21 protein-coding genes and 1 pseudogene are annotated in these 24889 nt (G+C 44.8%); 17 read left to right on the top strand and 5 right to left on the bottom strand.

The genetic code is table 11. From position 1 onward, the window contains the following. Positions 1-52 precede the first annotated feature (52 nt). From leuB to ilvA, 5 genes are all read left to right on the top strand, one after another. Complete coding sequence (gene leuB / locus AC1DU2_RS20920; RefSeq protein WP_477386582.1) at positions 53-1126, top strand: 3-isopropylmalate dehydrogenase; 1074 nt, start codon at positions 53-55, stop codon at positions 1124-1126. A gap of 22 nt (positions 1127-1148) precedes the next feature. Then, entirely contained in the window at positions 1149-1535 is a 387-nt protein-coding gene (locus AC1DU2_RS20915) for a hypothetical protein (protein WP_477386580.1), read from the top strand. A gap of 3 nt (positions 1536-1538) precedes the next feature. After that, the gene (locus tag AC1DU2_RS20910) at positions 1539-2321 is read left to right on the top strand and encodes a class I SAM-dependent methyltransferase (protein ID WP_477386578.1); all 783 of its coding nucleotides are present in this window, start codon (positions 1539-1541) and stop codon (positions 2319-2321) included. A gap of 233 nt (positions 2322-2554) precedes the next feature. Continuing rightward, positions 2555-3721: a 2-isopropylmalate synthase gene (locus tag AC1DU2_RS20905; RefSeq protein WP_274211852.1), complete on the top strand. Its 1167-nt coding sequence runs from the start codon at positions 2555-2557 to the stop codon at positions 3719-3721. 2 nt (positions 3722-3723) lie between these two features. Beyond that, the gene (gene ilvA, locus AC1DU2_RS20900) at positions 3724-4974 is read left to right on the top strand and encodes a threonine ammonia-lyase IlvA (protein ID WP_477386576.1); all 1251 of its coding nucleotides are present in this window, start codon (positions 3724-3726) and stop codon (positions 4972-4974) included. A gap of 905 nt (positions 4975-5879) precedes the next feature. Here the strand turns inward: ilvA and AC1DU2_RS20895 are convergent. Beyond that, a complete protein-coding gene (locus AC1DU2_RS20895; protein ID WP_477359039.1) occupies positions 5880-8114 on the bottom strand; it encodes a glycosyl hydrolase family 28-related protein in 2235 nt (744 codons plus the stop codon). A 593-nt stretch (positions 8115-8707) separates the two neighbouring features. Here AC1DU2_RS20895 and AC1DU2_RS20890 point away from each other — a divergent pair. Next, complete coding sequence (locus AC1DU2_RS20890) at positions 8708-9718, top strand: hypothetical protein (RefSeq protein WP_477359042.1); 1011 nt, start codon at positions 8708-8710, stop codon at positions 9716-9718. Positions 9719-9987: 269 nt separating this feature from the next. On the opposite strand, the gene AC1DU2_RS20885 is transcribed toward AC1DU2_RS20890, so the two are convergent. Beyond that, complete coding sequence (locus AC1DU2_RS20885; protein ID WP_477359045.1) at positions 9988-10527, bottom strand: hypothetical protein; 540 nt, start codon at positions 10525-10527, stop codon at positions 9988-9990. Positions 10528-11676: 1149 nt separating this feature from the next. Here AC1DU2_RS20885 and AC1DU2_RS20880 point away from each other — a divergent pair. The 6 genes and pseudogenes from AC1DU2_RS20880 to AC1DU2_RS20855 all read left to right on the top strand — a co-directional run. Beyond that, the gene (locus AC1DU2_RS20880; RefSeq protein ID WP_477386574.1) at positions 11677-12624 is read left to right on the top strand and encodes a heme-binding domain-containing protein; all 948 of its coding nucleotides are present in this window, start codon (positions 11677-11679) and stop codon (positions 12622-12624) included. A gap of 4 nt (positions 12625-12628) precedes the next feature. After that, positions 12629-13105 (top strand): hypothetical protein, encoded by a 477-nt coding sequence (locus AC1DU2_RS20875; RefSeq protein ID WP_477386572.1) that lies wholly within the window; start codon positions 12629-12631, stop codon positions 13103-13105. After that, entirely contained in the window at positions 13102-14148 is a 1047-nt protein-coding gene (locus AC1DU2_RS20870) for a sensor histidine kinase (RefSeq protein WP_477386570.1), read from the top strand. The genes AC1DU2_RS20875 and AC1DU2_RS20870 overlap by 4 nt, the downstream gene beginning before the upstream one ends. Further along, positions 14129-14896, top strand: coding sequence for a LytR/AlgR family response regulator transcription factor (locus AC1DU2_RS20865; RefSeq protein WP_477386568.1), 768 nt, complete (start codon positions 14129-14131; stop codon positions 14894-14896). The genes AC1DU2_RS20870 and AC1DU2_RS20865 overlap by 20 nt, the downstream gene beginning before the upstream one ends. Before the next feature lie 119 nt (positions 14897-15015). Further along, on the top strand, positions 15016-15270 hold the full coding sequence (locus AC1DU2_RS20860) for a hypothetical protein (protein WP_477359060.1): 255 nt from the start codon (positions 15016-15018) through the stop codon (positions 15268-15270). A 687-nt stretch (positions 15271-15957) separates the two neighbouring features. Further along, positions 15958-16122 (top strand): annotated as a pseudogene (locus AC1DU2_RS20855) (ATP-binding domain-containing protein); the annotation flags it as partial. A gap of 50 nt (positions 16123-16172) precedes the next feature. Here AC1DU2_RS20855 and AC1DU2_RS20850 read toward each other — a convergent pair. Next, on the bottom strand, positions 16173-17066 hold the full coding sequence (locus AC1DU2_RS20850) for an MBL fold metallo-hydrolase (RefSeq protein WP_477386566.1): 894 nt from the start codon (positions 17064-17066) through the stop codon (positions 16173-16175). 285 nt (positions 17067-17351) lie between these two features. Here AC1DU2_RS20850 and AC1DU2_RS20845 point away from each other — a divergent pair, with 285 nt between their 5' ends. The 3 genes from AC1DU2_RS20845 to AC1DU2_RS20835 all read left to right on the top strand — a co-directional run bounded on the left by AC1DU2_RS20845 (position 17352) and on the right by AC1DU2_RS20835 (position 20945). After that, the gene (locus AC1DU2_RS20845) at positions 17352-19760 is read left to right on the top strand and encodes an ABC transporter permease (RefSeq protein ID WP_477386564.1); all 2409 of its coding nucleotides are present in this window, start codon (positions 17352-17354) and stop codon (positions 19758-19760) included. A gap of 229 nt (positions 19761-19989) precedes the next feature. Beyond that, positions 19990-20496 carry a hypothetical protein gene (locus tag AC1DU2_RS20840; RefSeq protein ID WP_477386562.1) on the top strand — a complete coding sequence of 169 codons (507 nt, stop codon included), beginning with the start codon at positions 19990-19992 and terminating at the stop codon, positions 20494-20496. Between the two features lie 98 nt (positions 20497-20594). Beyond that, complete coding sequence (locus AC1DU2_RS20835) at positions 20595-20945, top strand: nuclear transport factor 2 family protein (RefSeq protein WP_477386560.1); 351 nt, start codon at positions 20595-20597, stop codon at positions 20943-20945. A gap of 130 nt (positions 20946-21075) precedes the next feature. Here the strand turns inward: AC1DU2_RS20835 and AC1DU2_RS20830 are convergent, their stop codons facing one another. Next, entirely contained in the window at positions 21076-22335 is a 1260-nt protein-coding gene (locus AC1DU2_RS20830; RefSeq protein ID WP_477359072.1) for an NAD(P)-binding domain-containing protein, read from the bottom strand. A gap of 127 nt (positions 22336-22462) precedes the next feature. Between AC1DU2_RS20830 and AC1DU2_RS20825 the strand changes: the two genes are divergently transcribed. Together AC1DU2_RS20825 and AC1DU2_RS20820 are read left to right on the top strand one after the other, a co-directional pair. After that, positions 22463-23215, top strand: coding sequence for a hypothetical protein (locus AC1DU2_RS20825; protein ID WP_477386558.1), 753 nt, complete (start codon positions 22463-22465; stop codon positions 23213-23215). Between the two features lie 166 nt (positions 23216-23381). Continuing rightward, positions 23382-24005, top strand: coding sequence for an NUDIX hydrolase (locus tag AC1DU2_RS20820; RefSeq protein ID WP_477386556.1), 624 nt, complete (start codon positions 23382-23384; stop codon positions 24003-24005). Between the two features lie 65 nt (positions 24006-24070). Here AC1DU2_RS20820 and AC1DU2_RS20815 read toward each other — a convergent pair whose 3' ends face one another. Beyond that, positions 24071-24772: a carboxypeptidase-like regulatory domain-containing protein gene (locus tag AC1DU2_RS20815; protein ID WP_477359081.1), complete on the bottom strand. Its 702-nt coding sequence runs from the start codon at positions 24770-24772 to the stop codon at positions 24071-24073. Between the last annotated feature and the right edge of the window lie 117 nt (positions 24773-24889).

Below are 24889 nucleotides of genomic sequence, written 5' to 3'. Positions count from 1 at the left end.
ATTAAACTATAACAAAACATTCCCCCTTCAGGGGGTTAGGGGGCTGGGCTTCATGAAAAAACACATTTTAGTAATACCCGGCGACGGGATAGGCCCCGAGGTTACCACCTGGGGTAAAGCGGTTTTAGAAAAAATTGGCCGGGATTTTGGCCATGAGTTTACTTTCGACGAAGCCCTGATGGGCCACGCCGGTATCGAGGCTACGGGTAACCCGCTGCCCGACGAAACTTTGGCAAAAGCAAAAACCAGTGATGCCATTTTATTTGGCGCCATCGGTCACATCAAATATGATAATGATCCATCGGCCAAGGTACGCCCCGAGCAGGGATTATTGAAGATCCGTAAAGAATTGGGATTGTATGCCAACCTGCGCCCTATCATGTTATTTGATGAGCTGCTGGATGCATCGAGCCTCAAACCGGAAATTTTGAAAGGTACCGACATACTTTTCTTCCGGGAACTTACCGGCGACGTTTACTTTGGCGAGAAAAAACGCAGTGAAGACCGCAATACGGCGTCGGACCTGATGATCTATTCCCGTTACGAAGTTGAGCGTATCGCCATAAAAGCATACGAAGCTGCCATGGTACGCGGTAAAAGATTATGTTCGGTTGATAAGGCCAATGTGCTGGAGGCTTCACGCCTGTGGCGCGAGGTGGTACAGGAGATGGCCAAAAACTATCCCGAGGTTGAAACCGAACACATGTTTATTGATAATGCCGCTATGCAGCTGGTTAAAAATCCTAAAAAGTTTGATGTGGTATTAACCGCCAACCTTTTTGGCGATATTTTAACCGATGAAGCATCGCAGATAGCAGGTTCGATGGGCATGCTGGCATCGGCATCAATTGGCGATGGTACCGGCTTTTTTGAGCCTATCCATGGTTCGGCACATGATATTGCCGGCATGGATAAAGCCAATCCGCTGGCATCTATATTATCTGTAGCTTTGATGTTGGAGATTAGCTTCGGCCTTAAAGACGAAGCCAAACTCATCACATCGGCCATCGATAAAACGCTGAAAGAAGGCTACCGCACCGGCGATATTGCCGATGCAAAAACCGACAAGAGCAAGATTTTAGGCACCAGGGCGATGGGGCAAAAAGTGCTGGAGTATTTGAGTTAAATTCAAAAATAAAAAGTCAAAAATGACGGGGTTTAAAGTATTTATCTTGTTGTTTTTCCTCTTTTGTGGCTATGCAGCCAATAACGGAAGCGGAAGTTTTGGCTTTATAGAGTTTTTAGCAATCACCAACATTGATGATTACGAAACATCCGAACGGCTGGTACTGGTGATTACAGTAATAGCCCAGGCAGCGGAAGTTTTCGCGCTCATCACCTCAAATAACCGTTTAATGCTGGCTTCGGTAATAGCATTAAGCGTGGTGGTAATTGTGGTAACAATTGCTTCGGCAGATGCCATAAGCAAAGTAATATGGGTTAACAGCCTGTTCCTGATAACTGCAGCTATTTATATAGTACTGCACTTCAGGAGCAAAAAAACACACGTCATCGATCCAAAGTCAAACCAATGACTAATGACCAATGACACAATGACTAATGATATGAAGTGGAACGCTGATTTATACGACCAGAAACATGCCTTTGTATTTCAATACGGGGAAGATGTTTTGGCTTTGCTGGATGTTAAACCCGGCGAACATATCCTGGATATTGGTTGCGGCACGGGCCACTTAACCAAACAGATACAGGATAAAGGCGCCATTGTAAAAGGCACCGATTATTCGCCGGATATGATAGCGCAGGCAAAAAAACTGTTCCCCGGTGTTGATTTCGCGGTAGAGAACGCCGCCGATTTTTATACCGAGGAAAAGTATGATGCCGTTTTCAGCAACGCGGCCCTTCATTGGGTTTTGGATGCCAATGGTGCTATCAAAAGCGTTTACAATGCCCTTAAACCCGGCGGCCGTTTTGTGGCCGAAATGGGCGGCAAAGGCAACGTAGCCAAATTTTTGGAAGCCATCCGTTTGGTACTGCAAAATCATGATTATCCTGATAAAGCCGAAACCAAGGTATGGTATTTTCCGTCCACAGCCGAATACGCCAAACTACTGGAAGACCACGGTTTCCGGGTAACCTTTACGGCCCATTACGACCGTAAAACCCCGCTGCAGGATGGCGATCAGGGTGTAGCTAAATGGGTAACCATGTTTGGCGCCCAGTTTTTAGAAGGCATTCCCGAAGAAGAAAAAGAACAAATATTAAAAGAAATAACCCACAAGCTGGAACCCTACTACAACGAAGGCGGCCAATGGTACGCAGATTATAAAAGGCTAAGGTTTGTAGCTGTGAAGGAATAGCTTCTTTTAGTATCAAGTAGCAAGTATCAAGTAGTAAGATTTTTTTAGGCTACTCCATAACATGTTTCTTTATACTAAATCAACGATAGCAAGTACGCCGTTGATCTGCATTTTTTAAAAACGTTTTGATTGACGATATTTATAGATTAATAACAAATTGAAGTAGCAACACATCGCGTAGCAGGAGCAATCTTACTACTTGATACTTACTACTTACTACTAAAAAGAAGAATATGTTACACGATCCCAACCGCGTTTATGTTTTTGATACCACGCTTCGCGATGGCGAGCAGGTACCAGGGTGCCAGTTAACCACCCCCGAAAAGATTGAGATAGCAAAAGAACTGGAACTACTGGGCGTGGATATTATTGAAGCCGGTTTCCCGGTTTCAAGTCCGGGAGATTTTCAGAGTGTTGTCGAGATATCAAAGGCAGTAACCAACCCTACCGTTTGCGCGCTTACCCGTGCCAACAAGGGTGATATTGATGCCGCTATCGAATCATTAAAATATGCCAAACACCCGCGTATCCATACCGGTATCGGCTCATCTGATATGCACATTAAGCATAAATTCAACAGCACTCGAGAGGAGATTTTGGAGCGTGCCGTTGAAGCCGTAAAATATGCCAAACGCGCGGTAGAAGACATTGAGTTTTACGCCGAAGATGCCGGCCGCGCCGATGTGGTTTACCTGGCCCAGATGGTCGAGGCTGTTATTGCCGCCGGTGCTACCGTGGTTAACATCCCCGATACCAACGGCTATTGCCTGCCCGACCAGTATGGCGCCAAGATCAAATTCCTGAAAGAGAACGTAAAAAATATCGATAAAGCCATCATCTCGGTACATTGCCATAACGATTTGGGTTTGGCCACCGCCAACTCCATCGCCGGTTTACAAAACGGTGCCCGCCAGATAGAAGGTACCATCAACGGCATTGGCGAACGCGCGGGCAATACCTCTATTGAAGAAGTGGTCATGATCCTGAAAGTGCACCAGGTTTTGGGCTTAAAAACCAATATCGATTCTAAACGGTTTTATGAATTAAGCCAGATGATCCGTACGCAAATGCGCATGCCGGTGCAGCCCAATAAGGCTATTGTGGGCAGCAACGCCTTTGCGCACAGTTCGGGCATTCACCAGGATGGTTTCCTGAAAATGCGCGAAAATTACGAGATCATTCGCCCTGAAGATGTAGGCTTTCCGAGCGCCACAATAGTGCTAACCGCGCGCAGCGGCAGGCATGCTCTGAAGTTCCATTTGGAACGCCTTGGCTTTAGTTTGGATAAAGAGGAACTTGCCCAGGTATACAACAAGTTTTTAACGCTTGCCGATGTCAAGCTTGATATAAATGACGAAGACCTGCAAGGCTTAATGGCCCACAGGCTGGTAAAAAATTAATAATGGAAACCGAAACCAAAAACCTGCTCGATTTCGATTCGGCTTACGAACGATTGAAAGGGGTTGTTAAACGCACTCCACTGGAGTATAATGCCGGCTTATCGGCCAAATACGAGTGCGAACTATATTTAAAACGCGAAGACTTACAAATAGTACGCTCGTACAAACTGCGCGGCGCTTATAACATGATAAGCCAGCTTACGCAGGACGAGCTTGACCGCGGCGTAGTGTGCGCCAGCGCGGGCAACCATGCGCAAGGTGTAGCCTTTAGCTGCAGTCGCCTGGGCACCAAAGGCGTAATTTTTATGCCCGAAATTACCCCCAAGCAAAAAGTTACCCAAACCGAAATGCACGGCAAGGGCAATATAGAGATCATTTTAACCGGCGATACATTTGACGATTGCCTGCGCGAGGCTTTGATATACACCGAAGCCCACCAAATGACGTTTATCCCACCTTTTGATAATTACCGCATCATTGAGGGCCAGGGAACAGTAGGGGTAGAGATACTGCAGGACCTGCCCGGCATCGAAGCCATCATTATGCCCATAGGCGGTGGCGGCTTAGCGGCCGGCACAGGCACCTACCTTAAGCAACACGTACCGGGCATTTACCTGGCAGGGGTAGAGCCTGAAGGCGCCCCATCTATGCTGGAAGCCTTTGAACACGGCGGACCAACTACCTTAAAAGAGATTAACCGCTTTGTTGATGGCGCCGCCGTAAAATGCGTAGGCAAGCTCACCTACAACCTTTGCCAGCAAGTACTGGACGATATGCTGCTGGTACCCGAAGGTAAAGTGTGCACCACCATACTTAAACTATACAACGAAGATGCCATTGTGGTGGAGCCTGCCGGTGCCCTATCCGTAGCCGTGCTGGATGCCTGCAAGGATAAAATAAAAGGCAAAAAAGTAGTTTGCGTTATCAGCGGAGGCAACAACGATATCGCCCGCATGCAGGAGATCAAAGAAAAATCGCTGCTGTACGAAGGTTTGAAGCATTACTTCATCGTCCGCTTCCCGCAACGCCCGGGAGCCTTGAAGCTGTTTGTGAATAACGTATTAGGCCCCCAGGATGATATTACCCGTTTCGAGTTCATCAAAAAAACCGAAAAAGAAAACGGCCCCGCCCTGGTAGGCATCGAACTTCGCAACGCAGGCGATTACCCCGCCCTCCTCAACCGCATGGCCGCCCACCGTTTCGACGTTATCGAGTTGAATAAAGATCAAACGTTGTTTGAGTACCTAGTGTAGGGGGGAGGTGAAAGGCAAAAGGCGAAAGGCTTGAGGTGAAAAGGGCCGGCCATGCTGAGCCTGTCGAAGCACGCGGGCAAAGGCCTCGCCGCCATGCATAACCGCCATGCTTCACCCACCCGTCATTATAAGGTACGAAGCAATCCCCGACTATGCTACCAAGCCCAGTTGCTTACCCCAAAAACATCAAAGCCTCCCGAAGCCAAAAACTCCGGGAGGCTTTTTGTTTACCCCAAAGTCATGCCGAACTTGTTTCGGCACCCCACTGGACAGGTAACCTACACGCAAATCATTAGCTGTCCCCTTGGGGTCTCTCAACGAGGACCCTGAGGTGTACCCGATCATCTCGCATAAACGCGGCTTGGAGATTGCGACTGCCTTTGTACACCGCAGGGGCCTCGTTGAGAGACCCCGCGGGGACAGAAATGACATAATTGTAAACGGGGCTTTTGTAGAGACGCAACATTTTGCGTCTCCCGCATGCAAATCACACATGCAAATTGAGCCTGTAAATTTTGAATGTCCTGGGGGAGACGCAAAATATTGCGTCTCTACATTAAAAAATAACATTGATAATCAATAACTTGAAATCATGTCATTATAAGGCACGAAGCAACCTCCTCGCATGCCGTCAAGCCAGTTGATTACCCCAAAATATCAAAGCCTCCCGAAGCCAAAAACTCCGGGAGGTTTTTTGTTTACCCCAAAGTCATGCCGAACTTGTTTCGGCACCCCACAGGACAGGTAACCTACATGCAAATCATTAGCCGTCCCCTTGGGGTCTCTCGTAGAGGACCCTGAGGTGTCCCGATCATATCGCATAAACGCGGCTTAGGGATTGCGACTGGCGTTGTACACCGCAGGGTCCTCGTTGAGAGACCCCGCGGGGACAGAGATAAGCAGATTTAATTGATTTTAATCCAGCTTAGGCCATCACTTTCTAATTGATAAATTGTTCCATTCGCCAGGTCTGTTATAGGGGCTCCGCTCGCATCTAAAATACTGGACACAAAGCTCCACTTATAAGTTGGTGACGTATTCCGATTCCATATAGTTAACTTATAGCCTGGATAGTCTGTTGCTTGGGGCAATGTAATAAGCCGGTTCCCGGTTAACGAAGGTAACTTTACAAATTGCTTGACATTAGTTACAACATAGTTTGAGGTGCCGGACGAAATAACAGTATCATTGTTGATAACAGTGCCACCCATAGATTGGTTACAAGGGGCTTTTGCACCGCTTACTGCATTGTAAAACAAATTTGGAACATTTGCTCCGGGCTGTAAAATTTGCGAGCTGGCATATTTTACATTTAGCCCATTCCAAAACAATACGGGGTTAGCATTGTTTTTTAATAATAGTAAATCGCCAAGTGCATATAACTCCCCATTGGAGTTTGCAATAGTAGGCTGATTGCATGCACCGTGTATAGATATCATAGCAGTACAACCACCGTCTAACACCACCAGATTTTGTTGGTCAATAGCTGTCACCACTAATTTTTTAGCAGAAACTGTAGTTGATGCATTAATTGAAAGGGTTACCTGTGTTGATGATACATATGCGGCAATGGTTGTTGTTAACACAGCACCCGATGCTCCGGCACCTGTTACATTTACTACTTTGCCAACGTCGGCAACAGTAAATCCCGCCGAAAGGGAAGTTAATGAGTTAGATCCACTGTTTATTGCACCGTCATTAACCATCAAAAAGCTAAAAGGGTTGTTTATCCCGTTTTCACCCTTCAGGTTTATAAATACACACGTATCCACGTTAATTGTACTTGTATAGCCATTAATATATATCAAACCACCCTTATTACCATCGCCAGATATATTAATAAAGCTCATGGATTGTAAAGATGATTTAGCGTAAGGCGACAACGTATTTGTGTATTGACTTATAACGATGCCCGGTCCGCCATTCCTGTTAAATTTTATATTTTGCAGGTAACCAGGGTCGCCGCCGTCCGGAAGTTCAATACCTCCCTCAGGAAATAAGGAGACAGCGAGATTTGCCAATATGCTGGTGTCCTGAAACGCTGTAGGGGTTGATGTGCTGCCGCCGCGGCTCGAAAAATCAGACCTTAGCGAAATACCAAACCCTTGGGTATTGCCCGTGTAACCCAGTAAGCATAGGTCGCGTATTGTACCATACCAAAAGTTTCGTTGGTTTAAGCTTTTAAAATTGCCTGTAACTGTAATCAGAGAACCGTTTGCAGCCGGCACCGGCATTTGACACAAGCATGTTCCGGAATTTCCAGAATAATCCGTTGAACCATTTTCTCCAAACAGCGTAACCCCATAAGGGATAGTTATTTGCGAAACGAGGTAATTACCCACCGGAATAAAGATATTTTTATTCCGGTGACTTGTACTTGCATAATCTATGGCACTTTTTATCGCAGGGGTGTCATCCGAACGATAAACTACTACAGTTGCCCCCGTAACGGCAGGAATAGTGGTTGAAGCATCTTTTAAATTTACCGTTGTCGCTGACGTAAATGCAGAGATCGTAGTGTCTAAAAGGCCTGATGATGGCCCCGCGCCGGATATTGTTATTCTTTTTCCAACGTCTGCACTTGTAAATAGCGCGGAAGAAGACTGTAGCGTTGATCCACTAAATATGGCCCCATCATTAAGTATCATCAATCCATAAACGGTAATAGTAGCTCCAGAAATGCCGGGGTCTGAAGGAAGTGCTACTTTTACTGTATGGAGGTCTTTGTAACCTGTTATGTAGGTAGATATAATTGGAAGCGTTGCACCGGGGCCAGATATAGTTATCATATTGCCAACATCCGCTGCGTTAAAAAGATTGTAAGAAGAAGTTACTGTAACAGCACCTTCCCAAACCCCGGTAGAAGCACTTGGATTCAATTTTACGCCTCCCATTGCTCCAAACCATTTCACATTAACTATGTCAGAATCCATTCTTATCCATGTCCCCGACGGTGTAACCCCTGTATTGCTTACCAAGATGGTACCACCATTGTCAGCAAGGCCGGTGCCTGACCCAGCCCAGTAAAAAAAGCCGTCTCCCCCGTCGCCGATAGAAGCATAACCTTCAACAAAAACAGTTTCATTTCCCGCAGTGTAACTAAAATTTCTTAATGCTGTATAATTGGCGATTGTTGTCATGAAAGTAAGGTTAAAGGTATATTATAAGATTTAAGGTTTTATTTTTTCTAATGTATGAAAAGTATAAACTAATCTCATGGATAAGTTCATAAAAAATAATAAGCAGGAAAAACAGTCAGGGCTTCGTTCAAAGTGTCGTTGAAACGTCAGGGCACTAAGTTGTGGGAGTAATAAGTGATAAGACTTGTGGTGTAGGGTCTCTCGGCGATCTGCTGATGAATACGCAATATATGACTCGTACCTACGGCACTCATTCATCTGCTGTATATTTTACCACGGGTTAAAACCCATGGCTACAATATTGGCCGAACCTACGGTTCTTTTTTGGACTTTATTAACGATGCCCTTGAACCTGGCGCTACAATATTGCAGGAGCGGCGCCTGGTGTTGCCTGGTAAATGAAATCATAATTGCCGCTAAGAGCCGTAGGCTCACAACATGTTGTAGCAACGGGTGTTAACCCGTTGGATGAATAAACAATAGCAATGGAGTGCCATGGGCACGGCGCATATTAACCGCCGGGCATCGCCGCGATCAGGGAACGAAGGTATATCGGGAATATTTGCTTAACTTTGGATATCTAAACCCTAATCATGAAGTTCAAATATTGTATTTTCCTCCCTGTATTTATTGTATTGCTTATAGCATCCTGCAAAAAGGAAAATAGCCCAAATCCTGGAAACACTTTAGATATATATGTGGCCGGCTCGGTTTACCCCGCCGGCGATTATACAAACACAACGGCTGCATTTTGGAAAAACGGCATAGTTAAGCAGATACCCGTACCCAACTCAAAAAAATCGTGGGCAAATGCCATTGCTGTTCTTGGTACTGATGTATACATTGCCGGAAATACGATCAGCAGCAATTCCAACGCTTTTCAAGCTACGGTTTGGAAAAATGGGGTAGCCACATTGCTTACATCCGACCCATCGGGCGGCGAGGCAAGGGCTATTGCCATAAGTGGTAATGATGTGTATATAGCCGGATATTCGAGGGATGCAAATAATCACCCTGTGGCAACCTATTGGAAAAATGGGGTAAAAACTGTAATAGGCGAAGAAGATTCGGAAGCAAGCGCTATTGTGGTTAAGGGCACTGATGTTTACATGGCTGGCAATATGTTTGTATATGACACGCCCAATAGTGGCAATCAATGGGCAGCCACCTGGAAAAACAAGACAATTACAAAGTTAAATTCAACTAACAGTGTAGATGCAAACGGTATGGCATTTATAGGTAATGATATGTATGTAACAGGTAATATTGTTTATTGGAAAAATGGTATCGAAACGAAATTATCAAGCAGTTCAACAAACGTTAACATAAGTTCTGTTGCTGTAGATGGTGCTGATGTTTACCTGGGAGGTACTGAAAGTAATGTAGCCTCATATACCGGTAATACGGTAACCTATTGGAAAAATGGAATTCCGGTAACACTCGGTGATGTGGGATTTATTGAAGTATATGGCATCGCAGTAAATGGTCAGGATATCTATTTAGCCGGCTTTATGGATCGCGCTGCAACGGTTTGGAAAAATGGCAAGCCCGTTCAACTTTCCCAAAATAGCAGTGCATCTTGCATCGCTGTGGTATCGCGGTAAAAACTCGCCCTTGTTGTGTTCTCCCCCGCACTTTGTTGGGAAGTGTTCGGAAGATTTTTAGGCTCTCCCCAAAGGCAGAGAGGGTTTTCACCGCGCTGCCGTAAAATGCGCCTGTGAACACCGGATTTTAACCCCTACCTCCACCTTCCCCAGGGAAGGAATCGCACGTTCCCCCGCTTTTTTATTCCTTCCGAACACCTGTGGACACAACTCCAACAACGGCTTTGGACGATAGCGTAATGGCTTCTTTTCTGAGTAGGATCATTTTCTTAAATATGACAATCCACAATCTTCACTTCGCAACCAAGGCGGTCTTCAAATTCGGCTATTACGCTATCTTTTAATTCGGGCCAGTTCCAGAAGGTAAAGCCCAGGTTGCTGAAACCCCAGGTTGGTTCAATGTCGTAGTCGTTAAGGTCGGCAACCTGGTTACATAGCGGGCAGGTTAGGCTGGGGGTGCCCTGTTCGTGAAAATCATTAAGGTCCCAGCCTGCTTCTAAAATATCGTCGCCACAATTGGGGCAAACAAAGCTGTCGAGGCCATTTGCACCGGCATGAAAAACGGTATTTTCGGTAATTACTTCAAGGCCGCAAACAATTAGGCCGTAGGGGAGGTCTCCGGACTCGTCAACCAAAGCTTTGGCGTTTTTGCCAATAGGATAGCCAAGGCCCTTGCCCAAAATACAGTCGGTTTTTACCGGTTCCACAGCCCCGATACCAATGAGCCAGTCGACAATGGTTTTGGCTTTTATCAATCTGTCGGGATATTGGGTAAGTTTTGGAACTATGGAGGTACTGTTATCGCTCATGAGGGTTTAAATTTAAACCAATATAGGAATTGTTATTTACTATAGGCTGTGGGGTGTGTTTGAAAAGTAATCAAAGCTCTCGTTTTCCCTACCCGCCGGCAGTGGAGTTTCGGGCGAAAACGGCCAAAACGATGGTGGCCTGTGCGGTTGCAGGGCATAGGGAGTTTTTGCGGTGGTTTAATTGTCTGAACCGGAATTTTTCACATGTAAATGATTTTTCAAAGGTGTTCAAGAGGGCTGCGCCGTTCACAGAATTAAAGAATTAGCAGAATACATAGCGAAAGATTTTATAACCCTCCGCGAGGACGTTGAAAGCTCTCGTGTTCCCTTCCCGGCAGCAGTGGAGCTTCGGGCGAAAACGGCCAAAACGATGGTGGCCTGTGCGGTTGCAGGGCATAGGAAGTTTTTGCGGTGTGTGGGCGTGAGCTTAGGTGCAAAATAATTCCAGCCCAGGTTTTGGCCGTTTTGTCCCGATTAAAATCGGGATGCGGCAAAGAAGCCTTTCTGCTGACAGCCGTTTAGTTACTTTGCGGCTTCAAACGGCGAAGCCCTCTTGAACCCCAACAAAAATAAACAACAGCGAAAAACTAACAGCCCTCCCGCGGCAACTGAGCGGGCCAATGTTGGCGATTACAACTAAATAGTGTAAAAAACCGCGGCTAATATAACGGCCGAACCTATAGTTCTTAGCTGATGAACATGCGCATCGCTGTTCAAATATCTTTTAACACCACTACCAATCATGTCTTATCTGCCGGGATTGGTTTAGCAAATAGGAAACAATATATAATACCCAGGCATGGAAGAAAAAAGCCGCAAACACCCTCGCGGTATTTGCGGCTTAACCTAAACCTATGAAAACATTCTTACTATGAAAAGAACATAAACAGGTATTCAAACCTGGTGCCAACAAAAAAAAACTGTCTGTAGATGCTCAAAACAGCATTTTTAGCCATGCCCTTTTTCCACACTATGGAAAATGTTGCCTTTTTTGGAAAAAATGTTCCCGGGCTGGTTAAGGGAGGTGCCGCCATAAATCCTCGCCCCGGCCATTGCCGGGTTTAACCCTCATTACGCCGCCGTCACCGGTTTGCCGTTGAAAACTTGTAACTTAACTTATTACTTTACATTTATTAAAGCTACAACGCTATGAAAAATAAGGTATTTAAAAAGCTGCTGGTGCCGCTGGGGGCATTGCTCATTATCTTTTTGGTAATGCAATCAATAAGGCCGGCGCTGCCCAACCCGCCGGTAAAAAAGGATTTTGAGGCACCGGCCGATGTGAAGAATATACTGGTAAGGGCCTGTTACGATTGCCACTCCAACCAAACCAACCTGCGCTGGTACGATAAAATACAACCCATTTACTGGCAGGTTGCCGCGCACGTAAAGGACGGCCGCAAGGTGCTCAACTTTTCTGACTGGGGCAGCCTGGCCCCGGCCGACCAAAAGGCCAAACTTTGGGAGGCAGTTAATCAAATTATTGCCGGGGCCATGCCAATTAAAAGTTACGCCTTTGTGCACCCCGATGCAAAAGTTTCCGGGAATGACATAGTTGTACTAAAAAACTATCTTGCCGCTATGGTGCATGATAAGCCGGCCGATACCGCCCAAACCAACGCGCTATTTAAGCAGGTAAAACAGCTTAACCCAAAAGCGGCAGCCGGCCGCAATTTGCCTGAAGCTTTAAACGGCATCAGCTATATTCCTGATTATAAAAACTGGCAGGTGGTTACCACATCAGACAGGTTTGACAACGGCACCATGCGCGTGATTTTTGGTAACGATGTAGCCATTAAAGCCGTTAAAAACCACCAGGTTAACCCATGGCCAAACGGTACCATATTTGCCAAAGTGGCCTGGGATAAACTACAGGGTAAAGAGGGCAACGTGCGCACCGGGGCCTTTAAACAAGTTGAATATATGATTAAAGACGACCAGAAGTACGCAGCCACCAAAGGCTGGGGCTTTGCCCGTTTTAAAACCCTTAAATTGGTGCCCTATGGTAAAACCGCGCTTTTTGCCAACGAGTGCGTAAGCTGCCACAAGCCCATGAGTAATAACGATTTTGTATTTACCCTGCCGGTTAAAAATTAAACAGATGAAAAAATTAAGCATTTTAATAGTGGCCCTGGGTTTGCTTTTTGCAGCATGCCAGTCGCCAACCCCTGCCGGGCAATTGCTCAATGCGGATGCATCGTTGCCCGCATCGCATACCATATCTGGTAAAGGCCTTAAAGTGATCACGTCGTTTATCAATAACAGGCAGCATACCATGGCCACCCTGTATGGTAACGCGGCAGCCCTGCAAAGCCTGCAACGCGGAACTAAACCAACTGCGGGGGAAGAGCTTACCCTCATTACCTGGAAACAAAAGGAGGACGAACATTGGTTTGGCGCCAAAATTCCGGGAGCCATCAGCTCGCTAGAAACAGTAAAGATACTGCCGGGCGATAACAAAAATGTAGTAAGCTATCAACGGTTTGTGGGCGCGGCTTTAACTGCCGACAGGGATACACTGGGCAATGCCGGCAGGATAGCGTTTATGCTGGCGCAGCAACCATCTGTTATGCCATGATATTTGAGCGCGACTTTAACATCAGGAATGCCAGTGTGTTTAACGTGCCGGCACGCATCATTTGGTTTAGTGCCATGTTTATGGGGATCTTGGCGTCTATCCCTAAAATATTGCAGCTGCACACCACCATCCCCGAAATTTTGGTGGACTGCCTGGTGGCTTTTTTATTTTCGCTGTTTGTTTGGTATTACAACATTTACAGTCTGCCCAAATTTTCGGCCAGGCGGATAACTACCCGCTTTTTTAGTTTACGGTTGTTAAGGAGCCAGTTGCTGGGCATTGTGCTGATGATTATATTGGTTATAGTTACGCAGTTTGCATTTTTTGGCATAAAACCGGTATCTATGATGCTGATGTATGAGTTCAGGGGCATCCTGATTAACCTTACCATATATATGTTTTTACACCTGCTTTATCAAAACTATAACAACCAACTCATCGGCATCGAATTGGAACGCAGCAAGGCCGATAACCTGAGCGCTCAATATGAGCTTTTAAAGCAGCAGGTTAATCCTCATTTTTTGTTCAATAGCCTCAATACCCTTAAATCGATGGTAGATATGGGTGATGAGCACTCGTCGGACTTTATCCTAAAGCTTTCCGATTTTTACCGTTTTACCCTCGAAAACCGAAAAGAAAATCTTATCCCCCTAAAAGAAGAACTGGCCATTTTGGATGCCTACATGTACCTGTTAAAAGCCCGTTTTGAGAACGGCATCCAACTGGAAACCAACATCAGCCAGGCGCATTTAAACAGTTACGCACCACCATTTACCTTGCAGCTGCTGGTAGAGAACGCCATAAAACATAACGTTGTTTCGCTTGAGCAACCCCTGCATATCCGGCTATATTCAAACGGCGACTATCTGGTGATCGAGAACGCCATAGCGGCAAAAAAGAATAGCGAACCATCTACCCAAATGGGGCTCGAAAACATCAACCAGCGTTATCTTCACCTGCTGGGTAAAACAATCAGTGCAGATGCAGGCAACAATTTTTTTAAAGTAACATTACCGGTGATTTATGAACGTACTAATCATTGAGGACGAGCTGAAAACGGCGAGGGCTTTAGAGAAGCTCATTACCGGCATCAAGCCAGGTGTCAGGGTGCTGGCATCGCTGCAAAGCATCAAGGCATCGGTTAATTTTTTAGCCACCAACCCGGCCCCCGACCTGATATTTATGGATATCCAGCTATCCGACGGTATTTCTTTTGAAATATTTAAAGAAACAAAAGTGACATCGCCGGTTGTGTTTTGTACCGCTTATGATGAATACGCCATACAGGCGTTTAAAGCTAACGGGATAGACTATATCCTTAAACCCTTCTCAAAAGAAACCATCACCGAAGCTTTCAATAAGGCCGAAATGTTATCCAACTTTTTCCAGCTAAATGAAAACGCTGGGAAAGGGATAGAAACGTTGTTGCAGCAACTGCAGGTGCTGAACGGCAAAAAAAGTTTCCTGGTTTTTAAAAACAATAAGTACCAACCTGTGCCAACAGCCAGTATCGCCTATTTTTATATCCGTAACGAAATTGCCCACCTGGTTACCTTTGATGGAGCGGAATTCGCGCTTACCATGCCGCTCGACGAAATTCAGCGCCTGCTAAACCCCGAAGATTATTACCGCCTGAACCGGCAGTACCTGGTAGGTTTTGCCGCTGTAAAAGAGGTAGAACATTATTTTTCGCGCAAACTGCTGCTTAAGCTTACCCTCCCCACTACCGAGGACCTGATTGTAGGTAAGGACAAATCAACCTCGTTTTTTAACTGGCTTAATAACAGGTAGGGGGATTATGGGCAGCAGAGGCGGATTTTATACCACTCCCGGAGCTGCTTGTTTTGGGAATAATATTTACATGGATTAGCTTAGTTTAAGTGCTTACCTTTGATTATACCTTTTAAAATATGCCCCCACGCCAAACCATTTCCTTTTTCGACAAGCTGAGCAAACAGGTAATCAGCATACAGGTTGCCGGCTCGGCGCAGCTGCCGCAAAGTGCGGGGTATTTTAATACGGATACCAACCAGGTTTTATTAGGGAGGGATCGATTTAGCGAATGGGAAACATTAACCGGCCACCTGGAGCGGCAAATAGAATTTATTTTAAGCTTGCAAAAAGTGAAGGGGGAGGAGAGCCAAGAGATTAGAGTCAAGAATTAAGACTTTTGGTCAGGGTATGACCGCCCTCTTTATAGCCTGCGCTGCCTGGAGTATTGCAGCTGCTGGAATATCGCCGGCCTTCCAATGATTTTAAGCTTCGGCAATTTCAGCCACATGTTGCAATTTTAAAGCCGTGGATTACTGGTTTTCCGGGAGGGTTTTTCAAGAAAATTTACATGGAATTTCACTTCTGTTTTTTTGTGTGAATTTTTGTATCATTTGTTGAAATTATTGCTGCTTTTTTGTTAAAAAAGCAGCAATAAATGACTTGTTTTTAGCTATTTATTACGCGTTTAAGAGGCATCTGAAAATATAAAAAGGACGGGTATATTTGTAATGATTACAAGCAAAAAACAGCCCCCCGCACGACAGCGGGTTAGACAAAGCAAACGCATCTAAATAGCTAATGGCATGGGCTTATGGCGCAGGGAAGATATAAGCATCAAACTCACCTTGTTTTATTGGCTGATCCTGGTTAAATGATCCGGCTACCGAAAGGCCTTTTATCAGTCAACAACAGGCACAGGTATTTGGATGCGCCTGAATTACGCAATCATTTTAGTGTTAACCATGATTAAATATAAAATAGTGATTATCAGGTATTTATAAATATTTTATCTGAAATGTGTTAAGTTATGTTAACCCAATGAATACGTTAACTGCCTTAAAGCCAGCTACGGCTACGCGGTTACCTGTCACAAGGCCCAGGGTGGGGAATGGGCAAATGTGTACCTTTTCCTTGAAAAAAGCATGTACGCCATGCCTTACCCCGAATTATGTAACTGGTGGTATACTGCCGTAACCAGGGCCAAAGAAGAGCTAAACCTGGTCAGCAACTGGTGGGTACGGTAGGGGCTTTAAGTATACGCGCTTTAAAACTCCCCCTTCAAGGGCAGAGGGGCTTAGCTCAACTCCTCATAAGCAGCAGTTAATCCGCGTTCAATACCGTCGCCTTGCCACTCGGGCGCGCCGGGGATAGTTTTAGCGGTCATGATCTCGTCTTTTGATTTGCCCGCTTTAATACTGCTACCCACATAGGTTACCAGGCTTTCCATAAAATGTTGCATGGCTTTTACATCGTCTATATTGCCGGTTACCTTCAACGGATCGAGCGCGTGGCCGAAAACGAAAATGGTGTTTTTATCAAACTGTTTGGTGGCTGCCTCCAGGGTAGTTATCCAGCTTTTGCATGATGCACCGGCGCTACGATCAACAAACGGGAAACGGCGGTTAAAAACCAAATCGCCGGTGTGTACTACGTTGGCATTTTCAAAGTGAATGAAACTATCGCCATTGGTATGGCCCGCGCCAAAGTAGTGCGCGGTGATATGCTCATCGCCTACTTTAGTTTTCCATTTATCGGTGTAAGTAATATTGGGGTATAGCTGCTTGTCGTCGTTATTTTGTTTTGCTGCCGCGGCTTTTTGATTGGTAAGCGAATTGGCATGCGCGGCTACATTGGCTGCAATGCCTTTAAAAGAGATGTTGCCGCTGGTATGATCGCCGTGGTGGTGGGTGTTAATGAGCCATTGGAAAGGTTTATCCGATTTTTTTTTCAATTCGGCAATAACATGAGTCGCCTGTTCAGGGAACTCAGCATCAACCACTACAATACCTTCTTTATTTACCAGCCAGGCAATGGTGCCACCCTTTTCGGCAAACATGCCCACGTTACCACGCAAGGTTTTAAACTGAAAGGCTGGGTCCTGCAGTAAGGCGGCCAGGCTTCTTTTTCCGAATAATGCGATTGAGCCCGCGGTAAGGGCTGTTGTAGTTAAAAATTTACGGCGTTCCATAGGGTTGTTCATTAGTTCACTGGTTCATTATTTCATTGGTCTTGTATGGTGGCCAATGTGGGAAATGGGTTTAGTAAATTTAGGTATTTTAATACTGAAGTATCAAGTCGTTAGCATCATGTATCAAGATTGATGCATTGCGCCATAACATACCCAACCAGATGCCGCATGTAAATACCAATGAACTAATGAACCAGTGAACTAATGAACCAAAGAGTTAAATAATGTTAACAACTCCAATTACCTCGTACAATCAAATTATCTTTATATGATAAAACAAACCTTATGCTGAAAAACTACTGTAAACTGGCCTGGCGTAACCTTTGGAAAAATAAGGTATTCTCGATAATCAATATTTTCGGGTTGTCTGTAGGGATAGCTTTTACCATGCTTATAGGCGCATATATATGGGGGCAGGTGCAGGTAAACCACCAGCTTAAAAATTTCAAGAATCAGTATATTTTAACCAGCAAGTGGAAAGATGCGGGGCAGGGAAATGAAATTGCTTCGGCCGGGCAAATGCCCCGGGCTTTGCATGATAATTACCCTAACCTGGTTGCCAATTATTACCATTTTGATGGTGTAACCACTAACGTATCAAAAGGTGATAAACATTTCAGGGAGAGCCTGCAGTTGGGCGATAGTACATTTTTTAATATGTACGGCTTTAAATTGCTGCATGGTGATACCAAAACAGCACTGAATGATCCGTTTGCCGTGGTGTTAACCCAAAAAATGGCCCTGAAATATTTTGGCAGACTTGATGTGGTTGGGCAAACCATCAATTTTGAAAGTTTTGGTGGCGAAAAGCACGATTTTACCATTAGTGGCGTACTTGGCGATGTGCCCAAAAACTCGGTAACCAACCTTGATCAGAACAATAATTCTGATTTCTTTTTTACGGCAGCTGCAGCCAGATTTTTTAAACGGAACCTGGAAGGCTGGACAAACTTCAGCACGGTAGGTTATGTAGAGCTGAAGGACGGCGTTACCGCGAAAGATCTGGAGCAACCCCTACGCGATTTGATGAAGCGCAATGCGCCGGCCGATATCAGTAAAAGCCTTACAAACATCGCAATCCCACTTGAGGATTATTACCTGGACGGCTGGGGTGGCGCTGCCAAACGGATGTGTTATACACTGGGCTACATCGCCTTGTTTATCTTATTGATGGCTATTATCAATTTTGTAAATATCTGTATCGGGCGCTCTTCGGGCCGTATGAAGGAGATGGGTATCCGTAAGGTGTTGGGTGGTTTGCGGGGGCAACTGATCTGGCAGTTTTTAACCGAGTCGGTGCTGATGGTTTTAATAGCTACAGTTATTGCATTGGTGTTTTATAGTCTTTGCAGGCCATATTTTAGTAATGTTTTGGGCGGGCAAATTAGCGGGCTTTTTGCTTTCCCGTGGTATTTTATGGCGATACCCGTTTTGTTTGCAGTTTTGGTTGGGATAGTGGCCGGTATTTACCCGGCGCTGGTGTTATCCGCTTTAAAATCTATCGATTCGTTAAAGGGTAAGCTGGCGTCGGTAAAGGAAAGTGTGCTGTTTCGTAAAACACTGGTGGGTTTCCAGTTTGGTACGGCAGCTATTGTATTTATCGGGGCGCTTATTGTTTCGCAGCAAATTAACCTGTTTTTTAACGGCAAGTTGGGATATAGTAAAGATTATGTGGTGTATGCCCAGTTACCAAGGGATTGGTCGGTAAAAGGGGTGCAAAAAATGGAATCGGTAAGGGAGCAGCTGGCACAAATGCCCCAGGTAAACAGTGTGTCGCTTTCGTGGGATATACCGAACGGACAAAATGGTGGCAACTACCCGGTGTATAAACAAGGTGGAAACCCGGCACAATCTGTTACAGCTACGGGTTTAATGGTTGACAACCAATACGCGGCAACCTACAATATACCCATGCGGGCCGGTACTTTTTTTAAGCCGGTTTTTATTGCGGCAGATACCACGCAGGTGGTAATTAACGAGTCGCAGTCCAAAATGATGGGTTACAAAAGTCCAGGCGATGCTATCGGACAAAAAATAATGCAGCAGGGCAGCAATATCCCATTAACCATCTGCGGTGTTACTGCCGATTTTCATTTCGGATCGATGCATGACCTGATGCCGCCCATTACTTTCATGAACGTAAACTATACAACCTATTACCGCTATTTTTCGGTGAAACTAAAGCCCGGGGATATGCAGCAAAGCCTTACCGCCCTGCAAAAAAAGTGGAGCGAACTATTACCCGGCGCCCCTTTTGAATACAATTTTGTTGACGATGCCCTTAAAAAACTTTACCAGTCAGAAATTCAACTGAAACAGGCGGCGTATATAGCCACCATATTGGCCATTATCATCGTGCTGTTAGGTGTATTGGGGTTAATATCATTAAGTATACAGAAACGTACCAAAGAGATAGGCATCCGGAAAGTATTGGGCTCGTCGGTTACCGGTATCATCGGTTTGTTTATGCAGGAGTTTTTAGGGGTGATAGTTATTGCCTGCCTGGTGGCCTGCCCGCTAGCCTACTGGATGATGAGCAGCTGGCTTAGTGATTATGCCTACCGGGTAACCATTGGCCTGAATCCGTTTATGGCAGCTATTGTGTGTCTTACGCTGGTGACGGCTATTTTGATAGCCATCCAAACAATTAAAGCAGGTTTAGATAGCCCAGTTAAGAGTTTGAGGAGCGAATAGATTAGTCATTGGTCATTTCGCTGCGCTGTCATTGGTCATTGGATGATTAATTAATAGTGAACGTTATTTCACCTAAAGAGCCATTTGCTCTGCTCATTTTGTAGCAACGGGTTTTAACCCCTTGGAAATGAACGCAACAAAAGATGAGTTCCATAGGCCCCGCCTATATAATTTTGCAAGTTGTTATGGAAATACCATCAGTTTAACATCTGGTAAGAAATAATATGATATGAATATATTTATGTATTTCTCGCTGTTAACGCTTTTGGCATTAAAAGCAAACTGTCAACAAAAGCAAATAAGTAATGATATAGAAACATCTATACAAAAAGTTAAGATATGTAGCTTCGCTGTTCGTGCAACATTTGCCGAATCTGGTTATATGAACTTTAGAATATCTGCCGATTCTATTCATTATAGCAGTATGCAGTATAATCACGACGGAACAGTTATTGCTAGGCGGATGCATAAGAGCGTAAAGCCTGAAGATTGGACAAGGCTACTTAATTCTTTTAATCTAGCAGATTTTGAAAAAGTTAAGACAGGTAAAAGCATTGGTTACATCGACGGATCAGATCTTTTTACAATTGTTGAAACAAGCAAGGGAGCAAGGGAAATTGTTAACCCTGATAAAAGAGATTTAGAATATAAACGGCTTGAAAAGTTTTTAGAAAAGCTTTGGGAAGTAATTTACAGGTTAGCAAAAGACGCTTCGGAGGCAATCACTCATCGCTGATTTTGGCTCTTGGTTTGGGGAAAAAATTAAAAGAGCGTTTCAGCATAAGTATGGTGATAAATGCTATACAATTAACACATGTATAAAACGATTGTGTTATGCTTCACGAAAATGATATTAAACAACTATATACCGATTTTAATAAACGGGATATCAACAGTGTTTTGAACCTATTTGATGTCGATGTTAAATGGCCCAATGGATGGGAGGGCGGTTATGTTCACGGGCACCATCAGGTGCGCGATTACTGGACAAGACAATGGACAGAAATTGATCCGCTGGTTATCCCTGTTGGTTTTAATGGCCTTGCCGACGGCCGGCTGCAGGTTGAAGTAAAGCAAACTATTAAAGATAAAAACGGCCAATTAATTGCCGAAGGAGCTGTCATGCATATCTACACTTTTAGGGATGGATTAATCAGCAGGATGGATATTGAAATGGTTAGCTGATTTAGCCTTCCCCTATACTAATGCAGCCAAAGTAATACCACCTATATATACAAAGGGCAGAAATATCACCTTAGTTTAGCCTTAAATTGTTGGATGCAGGTATAGGTTATTCATGAACTTCAAAATCAAACTACTCCATCATCAGCCTCCTGATCAGTTCTGCGCTTTGAGCCTTGCCTTCTTCCAGCCTGTGGCTGAAAAAGGATTGTACTTCGTTGAAGTGCTTTTTGTAGCCCTCCATATCACCGTAACCAATAATGGCCGACCATTCCCTTACTGCCGAGTGGAACTCCAAATCATCGCCCCGGATGGTTTTATCGTACAGGGCGGTTTCGATGGATTCTTCTAATAGTTCTTCGTTTTTAAAGAGGTATTCGGCAATGCCAAGCCTCAGCCGGAAAGGCGGGGTTTGGCAAATGAGGTTGTCATAAGGGTTTACCCCCAGGTGGTACCAGGCATCAACCATGCTCAGGATGCTCAGGTGTGAGTTGGGTTTCTGATGATCGGCGTGTTGCGACAGCGAAAACTCTTTCATCACGGTATCGCTCAGCATAATAGGTTTGCGGCTTTCATGAAAAACAAAATCGCGGGCTTTGTACAGGCGCTCCCTGAAGGTTTGCGCCTCTTCTTTGATCATGAGCTTAAATAATTCCGACTCTGACTCCGAGTAGCGTTTTACCTGCTGGCGCGCGTAGGGATTTAAAATGGCCAGCCCGGCGTATACGTGTGCTTTATAGCTAAAAATGCGCAAGGTGGTCAGGATCTTCACGTTGTCGATACCACCTAGGTACGATGCGTTTTCCCAGGGAAAAAAGCCGGCGGCTTTCCAGGCGGTGCCCATGCTTTCAAAACCTACGTGGGTAACGGCCTGGGTATCGGCCACAATTTTATCGTGCTCGTGGTAATCGGCAATCTCTACAATATCGCTGCCAATAGCTGTAAACAAATCATACATGCGCTGATAAGCATCGGCTTTTGCCCGGTGCGGAATCAGGATAAGCGTTTGCCCTTTTGGTTCAAAGCCCGGCCCGTGCATAGCATGAAAGGTAATGATTTGCACGTCGGCGGGCAGGTATTTTTCAAATATGGCTATCTCGGGGTGCTTAACAGATGTTTGGCCGGCCACAATGGCCCCGTACTTGGTAAGCGGACCGCACTCGGCTACCACCTGCTCCAGTTTGTCGGCCTCGACTGAGTAAATAACCAGGTCGTTTGTACGGGATACGTCGCGCGCGCTATCCATTATGGTGATGCCAAAGGGGCTAAGTTCGTTTTCAAGCTTGTCGCGGTTTTCGGGTAAATCGCATCCGCAAACGGTGTAACCTGCTTTTGCAAAAGCTTTTGCATACAAACGCCCCATGTCGCCCAACCCAATGATACCTATATTCATGCTGCTAATATAACTATGAGTAGCAAAATTCCGTACGAAACCTTACATTAGCGATCAGAAACATGGAGGATAATAAAATAAAAACCATTAAAATCCTGTTTTGTTAATAACAGGTACCTAATTTTACATGATGAACAAGCATTCTATATTCCGTATCTCTGTTTTAATGGTCATAATTTTAGGCATCAGTGGTATGGGCTTTGCCCAGGATACCGTTAAAAAAGCTGCTGCTAAACCCCCTGCCGCCAAAACAACAGTTGTAAAACCGGTGGTTAAATATGGCGCGGCCACACCTGCAGGCACTGCTAAACCTGCCATCACTCCCCCAAAGTATAACTATCAACCCCGCCCTACAGCTGCCGATTCGGCCCTGGCGAAAGACAAAAGTCTGAACGGACAATATCAATACTTGTTAAGTAAATTATTCCATTACCAGCAACCTTTGGTATCGGCTTTATGGAAAAACCTGCAGGATACTTTAAAAACGGAGCGCCGCAATCTTAAAGAAGCCCAGGCCAAATTGGCCGCGCAAACGCAGGATATTACCGGCCTTAAAACCGATGTTGCCACCAAAAGCCAAACCCTTTCCGAATCAAACGCCAAACGCGATGAGATAAACCTGGCCGGCATAAGCTTTACCAAAGCCACCTACAATTTGATGATGTGGGGCCTGGTAATTGTTTTTGGCCTGGCAGCTGCCATTGTGATAGCCCGCTCGGGCGCACATAGCCGCGAAGCTAAATACCGCATAAAACTGTACAACGAGCTTGACGAGGAATACAAAACCTACAAAGCCAAAGCCAACGAAAAAGAAAAGAAACTAGCCCGCGAACTGCAAACCGAGCGTAATAAGCTGGATGAGTTGTTAGGCAGAGGGTAGGTTTTTGATGTGCAGATTTCAAATTTCAGATGTGCGGATGTTTTCTCAGTGTTATTTCGAACTATTTGGGAATCCCGCGTGCTAAACACTCATTAAGTTGGCCACCTGTCATATGAGATGCTGAAATAAATTCAGCATAACCTTTTTTCTCTTATAATTTAATTTGATGAACAATACCGAACTTTTAACCCTTATAACCCGCCTGCGTTCGGTGGCCGATGTGGGCTTGCTGTATGCTAAAAACGAGTATGATATTGAACGTTATGCCGAGTTACAACATATTGCAATTGAAATGCTGGATAATGTTACTGGTTGGGGGATAGATGATATTAAGCTTAACTTTCCGATGCCACATGATTACCCTACAGCTAAAGTTGATGTACGCGGGATGTTATTAAATACCGAGKGTAAAATATTGCTGGCTAAGGAAAGCGCAGATGGCAAATGGAGCCTGCCGGGTGGCTGGGCCGATGTGGGTTACAGTGCCAAAGAAGTGATTGTTAAAGAATTTGAAGAAGAAACCGGGCTGGAGGTAGTTGCCGATAGATTATTGGCGGTATTTGACAAAAAAATGCACCCCCACCCGCCGCAGCCCTTTTACGTTTACAAAATGGTGTTTCACTGTAAAGCAGTGTCAACCGCTGTTAACAAAGGGTTTGACATGCTGGGTGTTGAATATTTTGATATCGATAACCTGCCGGAACTATCAGAAGACAGGATATTGAAAAGCCAAATAGAGTTGCTTTACCAAAAGATCATCAGCGGGAATCTGGCGGTGGAGGTTGATTGAGCGCGGATTATTAAGACTTACTAAGTTTCAAAAACTTAGTAAGTCTCTGATCGATTATAAACTGCCTACTGCAAACTGCCCGGTGCCGGCGCCAGTTGAGGTAAAGCTTTTTTATTGGCAGGCAAGGCCTTGTATTTCTTATAAGCATCGTTGATATAGGCCGTCATACTTGGGGCATTGTTGTTTTTGAGGAAAGCATAGCTTGGGCGATATAACGACATGAAGTTTTCCAGTTCGGCACCCCGTAATGGTATCACACTTTTTACATAATCTACGTTAAATGCTTCGTCAATTTGCTGCTCTTCTTCAGCACGCTGGAAATATCTTTTTAAGCGTCTCGCATCCTTTCCCTCTTTACTGAACCAGGTTGATGGCGACATTACAAATACTTTGCTTTTGGTGTAAACCTCGGGATATTCTTTATGCGGGTCGAATGCTTCTTTGGTAGCGCTTACGTTCACCTGCCTTAGCGATATGGTTTGCGATATCATATCTACCCGTTTTGGCCTCATATCAGTGATGTACAACGTATCTGATACATAGCCCGGTGCGTTGAATATTAGTGTATGGCCCGTTGCTGTGCGAATGCTGAAATTGCCATTGTTATCGGTAATCGTGATCTGTTTGTTGGTAACATCTTTTACAAAAACATTGGCCAGTTTTTCGTTTTTACTTTTTTCATAAACCGATCCTTTTAACACATCCTGGGCTTGCACATGTGCAGTTATAAATAGGCTAATTATCAATATTAGGTAGTTCGGTTTCATGGTAGTTGAATTATGCCGTAAAATAAACTTATTTTTTGAGCATATGGTTTTCAATTTAACATATTTAAATATAGGTGGTGGTTTAATGACAGAGGGGTGAGAGATGAATATTTATTA

It is taken from the genome of Mucilaginibacter sp. P4_C11, from assembly GCF_056402115.1.
This window is presented reverse-complemented; position numbering and strand designations above follow the sequence as displayed.